Consider the following 17678-nt stretch of genomic DNA (forward strand, 5'->3'; position numbering starts at 1 on the left):
TCCTCTGGGTGTAAAGCAATGTTATTATTGCGTTAAAATATGATACAAATTGATACATCAGCTTAATTTGTGTTACGTCTATTGTTTCAATGCTTAGTTAATATTACGGTTATCAAACAGAGACATTCACAGGGAATTTATGAAAAACTTAATCAAAACCACCGTAGTTAGCTTAGTTGCCACCAGTGTTATTTTAACTTCATTTGCTGCGACCGCAGCAGAAGAGAGTGAAAATAAAAATGTAGCACCAATAGAGCAAGTAAAAACAGTGGCAAAAGGTGATAAGCAAACAGATAATAAAGTACTCACTAAAGAGCCAATAAAAGCACTCACAAAAGCTACTGCAGCAGAGGAAGAAAGTCATGACCATGATGGGTTTTCTTTTTGCATTGGTGACTGTGATGATGAAAAACATCAAGCGCACAGTTGTGACGATGATGACAAAGACTGTGAGACCATTCATCGCTTTTTTCAAAATCGCAGAGACGGCTTTTATGTTGATGTCAGTGCCATCAGCAGTGTTGGTGATGATTATGCTTATGCCGCCAATGCCGATACTGAGTCAGAATTTGATGTCACCATTAGTTACCGAGTGCAGTTAGTAGGCTTGTTTATTGAGTCACCAGGTATTAGTACTCGTCGAATTCAAGGTATGTACTCAATGCCTGCCTGGGGGGTTAATTTCTATAATAGTGAAGATTACTCTTTTGATTTGTTTTACCAGTATAGTACTCGCGGCATTGAGGGCTTAGCTGGTATTCAAAGCCGTAATGAAGATGAACGTGCGGGTCTTAGAATGACCGGGTTTTATGACAACAGTCAGCTACAGATGATTTACTCTCCGGTTAGTCGCAATGGTGAAGGCAGTGATGGTATTGAAGCTTCTATTTCATACAGTTATAACTGGCAGTATAGAAATACTAATTTCTATAGTAATCTTGGCATGCAATACCGTTCAAAAGAAGTAACACCTTATGGCGTACAAACGTGGACTGACGATAACTTATCAACTAAAGATGGTCTCAGCTACTCGGCCGAGTTAGGGGTTGAATACCCTTTAACTACTGATTGGGTGATAGGCAGTTATGTCGGTTATAACGCGCTGTCTGAACGCAGTATTGCCGCACGCCAAGATACCGTAGAAGACGGTTACCGTGCTGGCCTTTTACTAACATTTATTTTTTAAGGGTCCATGGCGATGCTCTCTACAAAAATGAACAAGCAGCTACAACGCTTGCTATTACCACTTAAAACCTCTTGTTTGCTACTATTGTTGTTAGTCATCAATTCGGTAGCTAATGCGACAGATATACAAGCGAGTATGCAGGTAAGTCCAGAGCAATGTGTTGCTATGCGCCAAGGGCAGGCTTGTTATGTTTCGGTGCAGTTAAGCTGGCAAGTTACTAGCCCAGGCAATTATTGCGTATATCTCTCGGCAGCGACTAAAGCACTTAATTGCTGGGAAAATACCACTGAGGGTGAATTTAAAAAATCATTTGATAGTAATATCAATTTAGAATTTTCATTAAGACGTCAAAATGACAGTTTATCGGTAGCAACCGCGGTAGTAAAAATGGCTTGGGTTCATAAGAAAAAAGGTCAGCCAAGAAAATCATGGCGTATATTTTAGCGTAAATTACTCCCTGGAGTCACTCTTTGGCATGACAGCTGCTAATGCAGCTGAAAGGCTCACTAAAACAAACTAAAACAAACTAAAACAAACTAAGACAAACATAGGATAGCTAAGACATGGTAGCGCAAACGGGTTCGCATATTTTATTAGTTGAAGATGATATCGATCTCGCCCACTGGATAGCGGACTATTTAATCGCACGTGACTTTAAAGTCACCACCTGCCACCGAGGGGATGAGGCGGTGGCTCTTATTGGCTCACTTAATCCTGATATTGTTTTACTCGATGGCATGTTACCCGGTATGGATGGACTTGATGTCTGCAAGACAGTACGAGCCAGCTTTACTAACCCTATCATTATGATCACCGCCCGTGATGAAGAAATCGATGAGGTGCTAGGGCTAGAGATGGGCGCTGATGACTATATCACTAAGCCCGTTCGAGCTAGGGTATTGCTGGCTCGGATTCGCGCTTTACTGCGTCGTGAGGAAAAGTCTCGTACAGCAAATAGCCAGCTTAGTGTTGATGAGCTGGCGTCTAATGGTGTACTCAAGTTCAGCGGTTTGCTGATTAGTGCACAGGCCCGCAGTGTCATCCTTGATGGCGAGTCGATAAAATTATCCTCTAATGAGTTTGATGTTTTATGGTTTCTTGCCAGCAAAGCAGGGCAGGTGGTGTCTCGTAAAGAGCTGGTGAGCCACTTTCGTGGCTTTGATTATGACGGTTTTGATCGCTCCATTGACTTACGCATATCAAGGTTACGAAAAAAATTAAAAGATGACTCTTCTGAGCCTTTTCGCATTAAAACCATCTGGGGTAAAGGCTACTTATTTGCCAAGGATGTTTGGTAATTAGCGCTATATGCCTTCTTTTAGACAATTTTCAGGGTTAACTCTTTATGCGTAATTTAACGCTTTCTTTACTGGCGGTAGTGCTCATCGCGACGATTGGTTTAGGTTGGATGTTTGATGGTATTTATGCGCAATACTTAACGCAATATAGTGACCAAGAGCAACAACAATCAACAACAGCACAGCAAGATGCCATCAGTGTTTTAGAGCAAGTAGGTACTCACTTGGCGGTAACGCTGTCGGCGCTTGATAACCGTCAAGAGTTTATTGATAAATGGCCTAACGAAGGTACATTGTCATTACACTTACAGCCTTTAACGAACTTTCCTTTACCACAAGCCTTACTTGACGATTTGACTGCCGGCCAGCCGTTATTACTTGAAACCGATGATAGTATTGCCTTGCATTTTTATCTTGCTCGTACTGATGAACTCTTGGTCTTAACCACGCTGCCCCACACAGGCAATCAAGGTAACTCATTATTACCTGTTTTTCTAACCAGTTTGTTTTATTTGGCGGTATTGCTCTTAATGCTATTGTGGCTTTATCCACTAGCAAAAAGATTAATGACCTTACGACAAGCGGCACAATCATTTGGCGAAGGTAATTTAAATCAGCGTATAGATGTTGGCTCTATCTCTTATATTCGTGATTTAGAATTAGAATTTAACCGTATGGCGCAGCGTATTGATGATTTAGTTACCGATATAAAGTTACTCAGTAGCGCTGTTTCTCACGATTTACGTACTCCCTTGGCACGCATTCGCTTTGGTATTGATACCATTCAAGAAGAAGATGATCCTGTTTTACGCAAACGTTTTGAGCAAAGGATTAGTGATAACGTTGATGAAATGGTTGATTTGGTCGAAAGTTTACTGAGTTACGCTCGTTTAGATCAAACCTTAATCACCCTAAATAAAGCCCCGGTAGATTTTATCGCACTGCTTAATACCTGTATTAATAATAAAAGCCAAGATGATATTGAACTGACTTTGCAGGTACCTAAACAGCAAGTGATGGTTGATGGTGAATTCTCTTATTTAATGGTGTTGATGAGTAACTTATTACAAAATGCCTATCAGTACTGCGATAGTCAAATTCAGGTAACCGTGGTCGAGCAGGGCAGTAATATTATTGTCACGGTTAGCGATGATGGTCAGGGTATTGCTATTGAGCAAAGAGAACAAATCATGAAACCTTTTATTCGCGGTCAAGGTAGCGAGAAAAAAGTAAAGGGTTACGGTATGGGGCTTGCCATCGTTAAGCGAATTGTCGAGTGGCATCACGGTAATATCACCATTGACAACTCAGCAAGCTTACACGGGGCACAATTTAGCATAACGCTGCCTAAAGCTAAAGTATAAGCAAAGCCAGTAGAGCCAAAATTATATCAACAAAAAATAGGCAAAAAAAAGCCACGTTATCCACGTGGCTGAAAATAATCAATGTAAGGGAATACAAATGATCAGGAAGTTGAGTAGCGTTTAAGCAAGTGAGTGATTTACTGACTATTAGCAAGAGGTTGACCAGCATTAATGCGCAACCCTATACCGATAAAAAAACTTTAGTAATTACTCACTCCTAACGAAGTAGAGTAATTGTACTAACTACTTCGCTGATGTAAAGTTATTTTTTGTAATTAACAGAGGTAAATATTATTTTGTGCTATTTAACTCAGGGGTTGGTAGGGTGGCAAACGACACGTTATTACGGTTCTAATCTGCTACGCTTATCGTTTGCGCCACATAAGCTTTAGTGCCCCACAATGGCACTGTTGACAGGCTATGTTTAAAACTGCCAGAGGTTTCTTTAGTGGCATAAGACAAATACATTAAGGTTTGATTTTTAGCGTCAAAAATACGTCTTACTTTCATGGTTTTTAAAAATATACTTTTAGATTTTTTAAAGACTACTTCGCCAGACTTACTTTTATCTATTTTGGCAATCATTACCGAGCTAATTAGGCCCGTTTGACGACACGATATTGAACTATCACTGGGATCCGATAAGCTAAAAGTGTCTTCAACATTTGCTATGTGACAAGTAATACCTGGCACAAGCGGGTCAATTAACGTATTGATCTTTATGTCTTTTAACGTAAACATACCTAAAGAAATATCACCGACTTCATCCTTTGATAGGCTATTTATTATGAATAAAGTGATAACTAATAAGATGAAGATCGAGCCGTAAATTTTTATTTTTTTTAACATGTTAATGTCCATTTGAATGGTTATTTTATCACTGTCACGGATGCTTGAAATGACAATGAAGTGAGTAAACGATTTCTCGCCCCCCAAGGCAGGCTAGATATTAACTGGCATTGCTCTTAGTTAAAATAAAAAACTTTATAACGGCTAAGGTTTTCAGCCCTAGCATATCCGATAGTTACTGACTTAAACGCTTAAACGGGCTTTGGTTAGCGCTTTTACCTTCCAAGGTGCTGTTCTAACGCTTGTGACTGATGCACCAAGATATAAGGTAGGACTACATGGTAACTATATGATAACTCTGGTAAATATTGTTGTTTTTATGCAATCAAACCTTTAGTCAAACTTTTAATCAAACCTTTAATCAAATAATGGTGAGTGCATGTTTGGCCCACCTTTTGTCTTGGAGTAAAACAATGCGCTTTGCCGCCGCAGTTGCGGTCAACCGGTTAAGTAAAGTACTTACCGCGGATAGTGGTTTAGGGGAAATCCCAACGCAATTTCTTGGCAGGTCATGGAAACATGTTGAGCATTACTGGCAGCGCTCACCTATGTTGTCATTATTTATTATGGTGACAACATGATAGCGACTTAACAACCAAGCCGTAACGGCTTGGTTTTTTTTGCTGTATTTTATTTTAGAAAAATGACTAACTGCCGATAACTCTATATAACTGTTAGTTTTTCATCATATGAAATTAACAGTCCGGCTATGGAAAGTATTTTAAAGAATGATTTTGCTTGGTCTATAGTTAATTTGGCTTAGTACATTAATTAAATCAGCTAAAATTATTCATAGTAGCTATATACCCAAACTAGATGAAGATGCAGCTTCAAGTAGCTTGGGGTATATGTAGTCGGATGTTGTTAAGTTATTGTAAATTTTTAGTTCTTATTTTAGTCCCAGTATCAATTCGCTTTTACTTTCAAAGGAAGAGATTTATCTATGTTGAATTTAACTATTCGCCGTAAAGTTGTACTTACTACCTTGACTGCCGTGGTGCTATCTATTGTCATCGTTAGTGCTTTCGCCCTTAGCTCAAGTCGTGCCATTATTTTGGAAGCCGCCATTGAAAGAGAATTACCCGCAGCACTGGGTGAGGTTGCCAATGATTTAAAGGCACATTTGCTGTTACCTATTACGGTATCGCAGACCATGTCGACTAACCTTTATACTCAGCAGTTTATTGCTAATGGTGAGCAAAGAGGTGAGCAGCAACAAGTTACCTCTTATTTAAAAAATATTCAGCGTGAATTTGATACCATTAGCGCTTTTATCGTCTCAGCCAACACCGGTCACTACTTCACCCAAGGTGGACTTTTTAAAACCTTATCGCGACAAGATGATAATGATCAATGGTTTTATAATTTTATCAATAGTGGCAAGCAATATGAACTTGCTCTAGATATAGATGAACAAACCAATATCCCCACCTTATTTATTAATTACTTAATGAGAGTCTCAGGTGAGCCTAGCGCTGTAGTGGGGGTGGGTTTATCATTAGAGAATATGGCGCAAACTATTAGCCAATACCGTATTGCAAAAACGGGTAAGGTCTTTTTAGTTGATGAGCAGGGTAAAATAAAACTTCATCCGAATACCCAACAAATTGGCAAGTCTTTGGCTGATATCGGCGTTGAAAATAGCCAAAGTTTGTTATCGAAAGCACAATTTACCTCAACTGAGTTTACCCGCAACGGGGTAACAACCCTTATGGCAAGTCGCTATATTGACAATATAGGCTGGTATATCGTGGCAGAGGTTCCCAAAGAAGAGGTACTTGGTGCATTAACTCAAGCGACTTGGAAACTCGTTATGATGGGGCTAATTATTGCGGTAATTTCTGCCTTGGTCAGTACTTTGCTAATCTCTCGGTTAATTTCGCCCTTTGGTCAGTTGGCTGATATGTTGGCCGAAATTGGTGAAGGTGGTGGCGACTTAACCCGTCGTTTAGATGATTCACGTCAAGACGAAGTAGGTACTATGGCAAGGGGGTATAATCAATTTGTTAGCCATTTAAGCGAAATAATGCAGCAGGTTTCAAATACCGGTAATGAACTTGCGGTTGCCATTGACGAAATAGACTCACAAGCTAAATCAATGGAAGCTGAAATTAATGAGCAAGTGAGCCGCGTTGAGCAAATTGCCACGGCGATGCATGAGATGGGAATGACCGCAGAAGAGATTGCCGGCAGTGCAAATAATGCCGCGCAAAGTGCACAATCTGCTGATGCAACGGTGCAGCAAGGTAACGACTCGGTGGTACAAACCATCTCTAGCGTTTCAGCGATGAGTGAACAGCTCATCTCTACCAGTGCTATGATCACACAATTGGCGGAAGACGCTCGCTCTATTGATACAGTTGTTGAAGTAATACGTAGTGTTTCTGAGCAAACTAACTTGTTGGCCCTTAATGCCGCTATTGAAGCTGCCCGTGCTGGCGAACAAGGACGAGGTTTTGCCGTGGTTGCAGATGAAGTCAGGACCTTGGCATCACGCAGTCATGATTCGACCGAAGAGATCAGAAGTATTATTGAAAAACTTCAAGCTAAAACAGAAGAGGTGGTTGCCGCGATTGCTCAAAGCACAGAGCTCAGTACTAACAGTCAAACCGAGGCGAGTAACTCAGGTAAACACTTAAAAAGTATTTCAGCAAGTATCGCTATTATGAATGAGATGAATTTGCAAATTGCTACGGCGACAGGAGAGCAATCGAATGTGGTCGGTGAAATTAATCCTCATGTTAGTGCCGTTGCTGATATTTCGCGCGCCAATAGCCAGATAGTGCAGCAAACCTCTATTGCTTGTAGTGAGCTTAGAGAGAAAGCCATGCATTTAAATGAGCTAGTATCACGTTTTAAGTTTAATTAATATTAATGGCCTAAATATCCAATAACGTCGTTGCTTTCAATCACAATAGCTAGCTATTGCTCAATCAAGCGCCTTGTTTTTGAACATTTATTCTCATTGAATTTAATTGCTTTAACATAAAATTCATTTATTACAGCTTTCTCTGATAATAAAATTTAAAATATCATCCTACGAAATTAAAATGCCAGTCACATTATGACTGGCATTTTTTTGTCTGCTAAAAGCTAACTATTATTACCAAATGCGCACACGCTCATCTTCTGGTAAATAAAGCGCATCACCTGGTTGTACGTCAAAGGCTTTATACCAAGCATCGTGGTTACGTGGCGCTTGTGCACGGAAACGTCCTGGTGCATGTGTACCACCACGTAATTGGTTTAACATACTCTTTTCAGTACGTTTTTCTTTCCATACTTGTGCCCATGCTAAGAAGAAACGTTGGTCACCAGTAACACCGTCAATAATAGGCGCTGCTTTACCATTTAAACTCAATTTATAAGCATGGTAAGCCATGGCTAAGCCACCAACATCACCAATATTTTCGCCCAAGCTGTTACGGCCGTTTACAAAGTTATCTGGAATGGCTTCATACTTATTGTATTGCGCCACTAATTGGTCGGTTTTTGCATCAAAAGCGTCCCGGTCTTCATCAGTCCACCAATTGCGTTGTATACCATTTTCATCAGACTTTGAACCTTGATCATCAAAGCCATGGCCCATCTCATGACCAATTACCGCACCAATGGCGCCGTAGTTAACCGCAGCATCGGCCATGGGATCGAAAAATGGCGGTTGTAATATTGCTGCAGGAAAGACAATTTCATTAAATGAACTGTTGTAGTAGGCGTTAACACGTTGTGGCGTCATACCCCAACGATCACGGTCGGTTTTCTTTAACTCTTTAGCGACGCTATCGGCATGAAAAAATTGACGTAAGTTTTTAATGTTAGCCATTAAATCATTTTTTAAAATTGTTACCCCGTCAAATTCTTGCCAGACATCAGGGTAACCAATTTTAGGGGTAAATGCGGCAAGCTTAGCATGAGCATTCACTTTCGTTGCATCACTCATCCAATCAAGCCCGTCGATACGTTGGCCCAGAGCCGTACGTAAATTTTCAACTAGCTGCGCCATTTGTAACTTTGAGCTTTCAGGGAAGTAGCGTTCAACATAGACTTTACCAATAGCAAAACCTAATGATTCGGTATCTGACATTTCACCAATAGCACGTTTCCAACGTGGACGGGGCTCTTGTTGACCATTTAATTCTTGTCCATAAAAAGCAAAATTAGCGGCATAAATGTCATCAGACAATAAACCGGCATTGCCACTAATGGTATGATAAGTTAAATAATCTTGCCAAACTGCTAGCTTCTCTGAGTTGATTAAAGCAATCATGGCTTTTACCGGCTCAGGCTGAGAAATATTAAGTTGTGGCACTTTATAACCGGATTGAGCAAAGTAAGTATCCCAGTCAAAGTCAGGGTATTGCTTAGCTAAATCAGCACGTTTTACTTGATTTAAGCTTAAATCACGATTACGACGTTTCTCACGTGGCCAGTGTCCTTGGGCTATTTTAGTTTCCAGTGCCAAAACCTGCTCGGCCCGTGCTTGGCCATTTTCAATACCGGCAAAAGCTAGCATAGTCGCAATATGCGCTGCATAGGCATTACGGATTTCTTCAAAACGTTCACTGTCTTCTAAGTAGTAAGAACGGTCTGGCAGACCTAAGCCACCAGCACCAATAGACATTTCATATTGGTTTGGATCTAAACGGTTAAACCACATATAGCCACCAATTGGCGACTTGGTCCCCGTTAACCATGCCTGACCAAAAATCTTGGTTAAATCGTTAGTGTTTTTTACTGCGCTAATTTGAGCTAAAGTCGCCTGAATCGGGCTTATGCCTAATTTATTGACCGCTTCAGTGTCCATATATGCCTGATAAAAATCTGCAATTAATTGTTCATCGGCGTTGAGATTACTGCGGCTGGTAATATCATCAATAATTTCTTTTACTTGTGCTTCACTGCGCTCAGCTAAAGCAGTAAAGGCACCAAAACGAGTTTTATCGGCAGGCATAACAAAATTGTCATACCAAGTACCGCTGGCATACATAAAGAAGTCATCACCGGGCTTTATTGCTTCATTACGGGCGCTTAAGTCGACACCAAAGCTACCAAGCTCAGCTTTGCTGACGGTAACACTTTTATTGCTGTCATTACTCGCTTCAAACATGCCACAACCACCAAGAAAGGTAGCAGCCAAGGCAATGGCTATCAAAGATTTTTTCATAAAATTGTTCTCTTTTAAATTGATTTTTGTAGTTATCTACTAACTGGCTGTCGTTAATTAGTTAGCCAAGTAAATAGCGATATTAAAACAAGCAGCTTAACTTTTGTTTTTATCGGTTATGCTTGTATTGGCTGCTTTATAACATTCTTGCTTTTTCATGAGCAGCCAATATTTATCGGCTTACCCTAGCATTCTTAACCCTACCATTTTCTCGTATGTTAAAAAAATGTCAACTAGGATGCGTTTAACGGTCGGGTTTATTCGATGAGATTATTGTCACAGCAACTTTACACCCTGGTTTCGTGCGGTAATGAAAACAAACATGGTCATGCAAGTTTGTTGTTAATAAAGTTACCTTCTGCTAAATGAATTTTGCAATTATTGCTTTGGCTAGGTATAAAGGCGACCACGATTTATTATTTTATGAGTTAGTTTTAGTGAAAACGTTTTTATTGCTATTGTTATTCCTTATCGTCGGCCCAGTGCTGGCAAAGTCTAACCTGGAAAAGTCAGGTGATATTATCCACTTACTTCTACCAGCCACGGCCTTAACTGCCAGCTTAGTGATAGAGGATAACTATCAAGGTAGTTGGCAGCTTATTAAGTCAGGGCTAGTGTCTCGTGTGGCAGTGGAAGGGATCAAGTTCACTGTAGAGAAAGACAGACCTGACGGCTCTGGGGACGATTCATTGCCTTCAGGTCATACCGCCGATAGTTTTGCCGCGGCAACATTTATTCAACAACGTTATGGCTGGCAATGGGGAATTCCCGCTTATATTGGCGCAACTTTTGTTGGCTATAGTCGCGTACAAAGTAATAAACATTATGCGGTAGATGTATTAGCTGGCGCTGCTATTGGTGTTATTTCAGGGCTATATTTTACCGAACCTTACTCGGGTATTACCATTTTACCTACCGCTAGCCTTGGTCATTATGGCTTGAGTTTTAGCGGCACTTTTTAACGATTAATATTAAAATATTAAAATATCAAAAAAACAAATAAGAGTAGCAGCAAACAATGACGAATAAAGTATCAAAAGAAACCCAAGAGCAAGCCCTAAAAGTGGCCACGGGCAGACAAAAAAAAGGCCAAAGCAAAGAACAAACTAAACTTATTGCCCAAGGCATTGAAAAGGGTATTAGTGAATATAAAAAGCTGCAAAGTAAAAAGTCTCGTGAGCGAGATAAAGACCGCAAACAGCAAGTGAAACAAAAGCAACGCGCCGCTGAAGAGCTAGCAGGGGTGGATAAGCTAAGTGACGTTAACAGTACTAATAAGCTACCTTGGCTCTTATTAGGCTTAAGTTGGCTGGGTTTTATTAGCTACTTACTGCTTAGCTAATGCCCTTCAGAGCTGCTGGGCACCATTGTGCTTTTATTTGCCGTTAAAACTATAGTTATTTTTATGCTAGTTAAAGCGACTGATATAAAAAGCGCGAACGTCGATTGCTGTCTTTTCCTTAGTAACTAGCTGACCAATAAGTTTGCCAGTAATAGCACCTTGCGTTAAGACTAAATGTTGATGACCAAGGGCAAAGAATATCTTATCGTGATTTTGTGCTTGGCAAATAACGGGTAGAGAGTCGGGCAATAATGGACGACAGCCCATCCAACTTTCTTCTTTAGTTGCTTGTTCAGCTGTTTGCTCAGGCAAGTTTTTTAAAATAAAGGCGGCTTTTGCTTTTGGAAAATTCGCTAAGAGCAACACTTAACGCTACCTGGTCAAATGTTTAGAAGAACTCAGTCAACCCGAGCCTGACATAGAATCATTACTATCTTGGGATCTAAAAACTCGGTGCCAATCCGAAGACGGACACAAAAAGCCCCGTAAAAACGGAGCTTTCTCTTTTTGAATATTTGCAAGGATCAGTCTATTAAATCCAGAAGTTCAAGTCTTTCTTTTGCTAGACTATATCTTGCGCGGACATCATCAATTTGCTGTTGAGTTAATTTCTTACCAAAGGTACGAAGCCCTCCATCGGCATCATTATGATGAATTCCCATAGCAAACTTAAGATATTCCATAAGCAGCGGCTGAGCATCAAGATATGATATGGAATTCATGGCCTGAGAAATTTTGTTTGCCTCAGCCCATTCTCCTTTTAAAACATACTCTTGCATAGTAATACTTGCTTTTGGGAAGATAGTACCTACACCTGTAATCCCACCGCATGCTCCTGCAAGTCCTGCATGTACAGTTACAGTGTCAACACCTGCCAAAATTTTTAAATCTTTGTTCTCTAACATCAGCGTTTCAATAGTTGAAACATCTGTAGTCGATATTTTAAGAGCAGTTACTTCAGGTAGAACAGAAAGTCTTCTAAGAACATCAGTTGAGAGCGCATGATAGCCGGCTGCATCAGGGTTGTTATAAGGCATAATTGTTACGCCTGCCTCTTTTGCAGTTGCTACAGCAAGCTCATAGTACGCATACATTTCTTCATCAGAAGGAACCGCCTTAGTTTTTGGCGGCATGACCATGACTGTATCCACTCCAACCGTTGCGAGTCCTTCAATGATTTTGGCAAGCTCTTCCTTCGTTTCTGCTGCAGCTCCACTGATCAACGGGACATTGTATTCTTTAGCAACCTCAGAAAGGCATGTAAGTAAAGCAAGACGCTGTTCGGTGCTCAGGTAGCTATTCTCACCCAGAGTACCTGAAGCGACAAGTCCGCCCATTCTGCTGCCGCCCTTTCCCTGAGCTTTTAAAACACCTGCAGCCTGTTTTTGTGTTGCATCAAAGTCAATTTCAAGGGCACCGGATTCTGACTCTTTTAGCCAGGTAAACACGGCCGGCATAACCGTATATCGCCAATCTGTACTATTTGTTTCCATCATATTTTCTCTTGTTTAAAAACCACATTGAATATTGAATACATTATACCATTTAAATTACCTCAGGCAAAGCCGGAGGATTATTGGCTTACGCCCAAAGCGTATTACATGCCAAACTTCAGTTGCTCCCGGAACTCATCTTTTTTCTGTTGATTTGGGATATATACCCGTTACCATACTTTCATCCAACCCTACTGTTGAAACAAAATACCCTCTAGGCCCAAAAGTTTTCTCCATTGAAGTTGCGCTGCCTACCTCTGAAGTTTTTTGCTATCGAGATCGCACTTTTACCTTTAGCTAATTCAGAAAAGTTTCACCTAAATGTTTTCTTATCGCACCATAAATCAATTTTTGCCGTTGAATTTTCCCTATTCAGTCAGCGTTCTGTGAGATTTTATACAAGTGATTTAGTTTGGTCAGGATTTTCAAAAATGAACTGTTCAATTTTTACTGTCGCAGTTGCCTGAGTTAATGCTAGTTAAAGCGACTAATACAAAAAGGACTAAGGTCAATTTCTGTCTTTTTCTTCGTGACTAATTGACCAATTAGTTTGCCGGTAATAGCTCCTTGGGTTAGACCTAAGTGCTGATGGCCAAGGGCAAAGAATATCTTATCGTGATTTGGCGCTTGGCAAATAACCGGTAAAGAGTCAGGTAATGACGGGCGACAACCCATCCAGCTTTCTTCTTTAGCTGCTTGCTCTGACTCTTGTTCAGCTTTACTTTCGGGCAGTGCCTTTAAAATAAAAGCGGCATTAGTTTTTAACATTTCAGCACGCTTATAGTTGGCTGGTGCGTCAAGGCCTGCATACTCTACTGTGCCCGCTAGTCTTAAGGTATTAGCCATTGGGGTAATGATAAAGCGGCGTTCAGCAGAAGCTACTGGTCGAGATAATAGGGCAGACTCTTGTTCATTAATAGGTAAACTCAAGCTATAACCGCGTTCTGCTTCAATAGGCAGGTGATAATCTAAGCCCTTTAGTAATTCTTTTGACCATGCACCGCAAGCAACAACGCAGTGATCAAAAGCGAGTGTTAACTTATCTGTATTCTCTGTTCCATCTGTTTTTAGCGTAACACCCGTATCGGTTTGTGTAATACCTGTTACAGCTGCTTGTTGAAAGGTCATGCCTTTGCTTTTAGCGAAGTCGGCCAATGCTCGGCTCAATGCTAAGGGATCAATGGTGTGAGCAACGTCGGTAAAATATAGCGAATAGTTAATGTTGTCACTTAAATTAGGCTCCAAGGCAAGGGTCTGCGCTCTATCTAAGAGTTTTACCGCAATGCCAGCACTTTGATAGTGCTGATGCATTGCTTCTACTTTACTCAGTTCACTTGTTTCAAACACTAACAAGGAACCCTGTAAGCTAATTAAATGTTCTGCATCGGCGGCTTTTAATAGTTCAGTATAATGGCGGATGGCATTTTTATTGAGTGCTTGTAAAGCCAGGGTGTTTTTAGCACGTAAACTCGGACGCATATTATTAAAAAACTGTACAAACCATGGAATGGCCTTAAAAAAGTGCTTAGCTGATAATGAAACGGGTCCAAGAGGATCAAGTAACATCTTCGGCATTTGCCATAATAATGAAGACTCAGCCAAAGGAAATACCTGTTCACTGGCAAAATGACCGGCATTAGCTTTCGAGCAGCCCAAACCTATACCTTCCTTATCAAGTAAAGTGACTTGATAACCTAGACTTTGTAACTCTAGCGCACAATTTATACCAATAATACCGGCGCCAATAACAGCAACTGTTTGCTGTGTTTTATCTTGTTTATGTTCTGCTGTATTCATTAGTTTACACCTTGTGATAACTAGAGGTCTAAGTGATTATTATTAATAGGTTTTGCTGCCGACTATGAAGTAAAAATAAATTATACTTGCCATCTTAAATGGATTGTATACAATATACTTAAATTTGACTAGCAATAGTTTATCAAAATTCATTTTTGTACTAAACGGAATTATTGTCGAAGTAGACGTCGGATTTAACATCGACAGAAAAATCGACATTACTAATAGTTGTAAAAAGCTACAAAAATGATTGGGATATTATCACAAAGAATTTAGCGAGTTAACGCGTGCGCCACGTATGCCATTAATTGGTGAAGAGCGTGCAAACGTTGAACGCATCTATAATGAAGCGGTTGCAAACCGCATCGATTTGAGCAAATTTAACTTAGATTAATTGCTTTATTAGCAATTGACAGGGAAGCACAGGAATTTAATTTCCGTACTTCCCTTTAGTCAGTTAAAAAGGAATTATTATTGGGGACAATATGGTTAAAGGTACATTTTTTTGTATTGACGCACACACCTGCGGTAATCCGGTTCGGTTGGTGACCAGTGGTCATCCCAACTTAGTGGGTGACACCATGAGTGAAAAGCGTCTGGATTTTATTGAACGTTTTGATTGGATCCGTAAAGGCTTGATGTTTGAACCGCGTGGCCACGATATGATGTCAGGTGCGTTTTTGTATCCACCTTGTAGTGATAATGCGGATGCGGCCATTTTATTTATTGAAACCTCGGGCTGCTTACCTATGTGTGGTCATGGCACTATCGGCACTATTACCGCGGGCTTAGAAAATGGTCTTATTACCCCGAAAATCCCAGGGAAACTTATTATAGATGTTCCCGCCGGTCAGATTGCTATTGAGTATCAAGAAAATAATGGCAAGGTCTCTAGCGTTAAAATATTTAATGTTGCCGCTTACCTAGCACATCGCGATATCAGCCTCGATATTCCAGGTTTAGGTCAGTTAATTGTTGATGTATCTTACGGTGGCAATTTTTATGTCATTGTCGAACCACAAGAAAACTTTCCCGGTATCGACCAATGGAGCGCGGCAGATATATTGAAGTGGAGCCCGATAGTACGTGAAATCGCAGGAAAATCCCTTGACTGCGTGCACCCAGAAGATGCCAGTGTTAATGGCGTCAGTCACGTTTTGTGGACCGGGCAGCCGCAAACTCCAGGCTCAGATGCCGCCAATGCGGTGTTTTATGGTGATAAAGCCATTGATCGCTCGCCATGTGGCACTGGTACCAGTGCGAGAATGGCGCAATTGTTTGCCAAAGGTAAACTAGCGGTAGGCGATACCTTTGTGCATGAAAGTTTTATTGGTAGCCAATTTACCGGCAAGATTGAAAGCGTAGTTGAGCTAAATGCCTCAGGTAAGACCATCACTGCCATTATGCCGAGCATTGAAGGCTGGGCAAAAGTATTTGGTAAAAACTGTATTACCATCGATGACGATGATCCTTATGCTTTTGGTTTTAGTGTTAAGTAGCATACCTAAGATGAATAACTCAGTCATAACGAGTTAGTAAAATTTCTGATGAAAGGATAACGAGTCCCTTCGTTAAAACCCAAATTATACCCAGTGTGCTTATTTGATAAGGGCACCTAGCAACATAAGTGAGTAAGAAGATGACAATATCAGGACAAAATTTAATTGCTGGCGAATGGTCAGGCAAAACTGAAGGTGGCTTTAAAGCATTTAATGCCCAAACTCATAAGGCGATTGATATTGAATTTGCTGATGCGACTGAGCTTGAAGTAAATACTGCCATCGAACGTGCCAATGACGCTTTCACTTCTTATAGCCAGTTAAGTGCAACAAAACGCGCTGCTTTTTTACGCGCGATTGGTGCGGAAATTCTTGCCCTAGGTGACGAATTAGTTGATACCGCTTGTGCTGAAACAGGTCTACCGGCAATGCGTATTCAAGGCGAACGCGGCAGAACCATTGGTCAACTGGCACTGTTCGCTGATCTATTGGAAGCAGGAGAGTATCAAGGTGTTATTGAGCAGGCTAATAACGATCGTCAACCGTTACCAAAACCTGATACTCGTTTAGGTTATTTACCTCTAGGTGTAGTTGGTGTTTTTGCGGCAAGTAATTTCCCGCTTGCCTTTTCTACCGCGGGTGGTGATACCGCCTCTGCGCTAGCGGCAGGTTGTCCTGTGGTAATGAAAGCACACGCGGCACATCCTGCCACGGCTGAATTGGTAGCCAGAGCAATATTGAAAGCGATTGAAAGCTGTGACTTAGATCGCGGTATATTTTCCCTTATCCAAGGTAAAAACTATGCCATCGCTACACAAATTGTTAGTCATCCATTAGTTAAAGCAGTTGGTTTTACTGGCTCTGAACGTGTCGGTATGATTTTACAAGCGCAAATTCATCAACGCCCTGAGCCTATCCCATTTTATGGTGAGCTAGGTAGCATTAACCCACAATTTATTATGCCTAATAAAGTTGCTCAAGACGGCGCTGAAATTGCACAAGGCTTAGTTGCTTCATTAATGATGGGCCAAGGCCAGTTTTGTACCAGCCCGGGCGTTTGGGTTGTAGTAGGCAGTGAAGAAAGTGAAAGTTACCAAACCTTTATCACTTCAGCTAGCGAAGCGTTAGCGCAGCAAGCAGCGGGTGTTATGTTAACGCCAGCAATGTGTGCTAGCTATAATGCTGCCGTTGCTGAGCGCAAAGCACTTAGCGGTGTTAGCTTATTATCAACAGGTAAAACAGGTAATGAGCAAGAGTGTTCAGCGTCATTATTTGCTACCGACCTAGCTACCTTTGCTAAAACACCATTACTACAAGAAGAAGTTTTTGGTTTTAGCGCTTTAGTTGTTCGCTGTGCTGATATAGCTGAAATGATGCAGTTCGTTAGCCTACTTAAAGGTAACTTAACCGCAAGTATTCATGGCTTAGACAGTGATTTAGCTACCTCGAAAGAGCTAAGTCTTAGCCTTGCCCATAAAGTGGGTCGCTTGATCTACAATCAAATGCCTACCGGTGTTGAAGTATGTGCCTCAATGAACCACGGTGGTCCATTCCCAGCATCAACTAATATCAGAACAACGTCAGTGGGCAGTGCAGCCATTACCCGCTTTAGACGTCCTATCTGTTATCAAAACATGCCGACAGAGTTGTTACCGGCCTTATTGAAAGACTAACTAAAGTTAACTT

The 17678-nt window shown here is 40.9% G+C and carries 15 protein-coding genes and 1 pseudogene; 10 read left to right on the plus strand and 6 right to left on the minus strand.

Going from position 1 to position 17678, the window contains the following annotated elements; genetic code table 11:
- Positions 1-139 precede the first annotated feature (139 nt).
- The 4 genes from CMT41_RS05395 to CMT41_RS05410 all read left to right on the plus strand — a co-directional run bounded on the left by CMT41_RS05395 (position 140) and on the right by CMT41_RS05410 (position 3848).
- On the plus strand, positions 140-1186 hold the full coding sequence (locus CMT41_RS05395) for a MipA/OmpV family protein (protein ID WP_058026576.1): 1047 nt from the start codon (positions 140-142) through the stop codon (positions 1184-1186).
- A 12-nt stretch (positions 1187-1198) separates the two neighbouring features.
- Positions 1199-1630 (plus strand): DUF3019 domain-containing protein, encoded by a 432-nt coding sequence (locus CMT41_RS05400; RefSeq protein WP_058028148.1) that lies wholly within the window; start codon positions 1199-1201, stop codon positions 1628-1630.
- A gap of 119 nt (positions 1631-1749) precedes the next feature.
- On the plus strand, positions 1750-2484 hold the full coding sequence (locus tag CMT41_RS05405) for a response regulator (protein ID WP_057180154.1): 735 nt from the start codon (positions 1750-1752) through the stop codon (positions 2482-2484).
- Between the two features lie 47 nt (positions 2485-2531).
- The gene (locus CMT41_RS05410) at positions 2532-3848 is read left to right on the plus strand and encodes an ATP-binding protein (RefSeq protein ID WP_058026577.1); all 1317 of its coding nucleotides are present in this window, start codon (positions 2532-2534) and stop codon (positions 3846-3848) included.
- Positions 3849-4199: 351 nt separating this feature from the next.
- On the opposite strand, the gene CMT41_RS05415 is transcribed toward CMT41_RS05410, so the two are convergent.
- Positions 4200-4697, minus strand: a complete 498-nt coding sequence (locus CMT41_RS05415; protein ID WP_058028149.1) for a CreA family protein — start codon at positions 4695-4697, stop codon at positions 4200-4202.
- A 413-nt stretch (positions 4698-5110) separates the two neighbouring features.
- Between CMT41_RS05415 and CMT41_RS05420 the strand changes: the two genes are divergently transcribed.
- The gene (locus tag CMT41_RS05420) at positions 5111-5278 is read left to right on the plus strand and encodes a hypothetical protein (RefSeq protein WP_197410257.1); all 168 of its coding nucleotides are present in this window, start codon (positions 5111-5113) and stop codon (positions 5276-5278) included.
- Positions 5279-5640: 362 nt separating this feature from the next.
- Complete coding sequence (locus tag CMT41_RS05425; protein ID WP_058026579.1) at positions 5641-7566, plus strand: methyl-accepting chemotaxis protein; 1926 nt, start codon at positions 5641-5643, stop codon at positions 7564-7566.
- Positions 7567-7800: 234 nt separating this feature from the next.
- Here CMT41_RS05425 and CMT41_RS05430 read toward each other — a convergent pair whose 3' ends face one another.
- Positions 7801-9804, minus strand: coding sequence for a M13 family metallopeptidase (locus CMT41_RS05430; protein WP_442855081.1), 2004 nt, complete (start codon positions 9802-9804; stop codon positions 7801-7803).
- 494 nt (positions 9805-10298) lie between these two features.
- Between CMT41_RS05430 and CMT41_RS05435 the strand changes: the two genes are divergently transcribed.
- Complete coding sequence (locus CMT41_RS05435) at positions 10299-10823, plus strand: phosphatase PAP2 family protein (RefSeq protein WP_058028150.1); 525 nt, start codon at positions 10299-10301, stop codon at positions 10821-10823.
- 56 nt (positions 10824-10879) lie between these two features.
- Complete coding sequence (locus CMT41_RS05440; RefSeq protein ID WP_058026581.1) at positions 10880-11203, plus strand: DUF2956 family protein; 324 nt, start codon at positions 10880-10882, stop codon at positions 11201-11203.
- Positions 11204-11269: 66 nt separating this feature from the next.
- Here CMT41_RS05440 and CMT41_RS05445 read toward each other — a convergent pair whose 3' ends face one another.
- The 4 genes and pseudogenes from CMT41_RS05445 to CMT41_RS05455 form a co-directional block, all read right to left on the minus strand.
- The gene (locus CMT41_RS05445) at positions 11270-11569 is read right to left on the minus strand and encodes an FAD-dependent oxidoreductase (protein ID WP_058026582.1); all 300 of its coding nucleotides are present in this window, start codon (positions 11567-11569) and stop codon (positions 11270-11272) included.
- A 158-nt stretch (positions 11570-11727) separates the two neighbouring features.
- Positions 11728-12696 (minus strand): dihydrodipicolinate synthase family protein, encoded by a 969-nt coding sequence (locus CMT41_RS05450; RefSeq protein ID WP_057180368.1) that lies wholly within the window; start codon positions 12694-12696, stop codon positions 11728-11730.
- Positions 12697-12800: 104 nt separating this feature from the next.
- Positions 12801-13056, minus strand: a pseudogene (locus CMT41_RS18550) (transposase); the annotation flags it as partial.
- Between the two features lie 114 nt (positions 13057-13170).
- Entirely contained in the window at positions 13171-14493 is a 1323-nt protein-coding gene (locus CMT41_RS05455; RefSeq protein ID WP_058026583.1) for an NAD(P)/FAD-dependent oxidoreductase, read from the minus strand.
- A gap of 485 nt (positions 14494-14978) precedes the next feature.
- Here CMT41_RS05455 and CMT41_RS05460 point away from each other — a divergent pair, with 485 nt between their 5' ends.
- Positions 14979-15992, plus strand: coding sequence for a 4-hydroxyproline epimerase (locus tag CMT41_RS05460; protein ID WP_058026584.1), 1014 nt, complete (start codon positions 14979-14981; stop codon positions 15990-15992).
- A gap of 140 nt (positions 15993-16132) precedes the next feature.
- On the plus strand, positions 16133-17665 hold the full coding sequence (locus tag CMT41_RS05465; protein WP_058026585.1) for an aldehyde dehydrogenase (NADP(+)): 1533 nt from the start codon (positions 16133-16135) through the stop codon (positions 17663-17665).
- Positions 17666-17678 lie beyond the last annotated feature (13 nt).

This window comes from Colwellia sp. MT41, from assembly GCF_001444365.1.
In the GTDB taxonomy this organism is placed as follows: domain Bacteria; phylum Pseudomonadota; class Gammaproteobacteria; order Enterobacterales; family Alteromonadaceae; genus Colwellia; species Colwellia marinimaniae.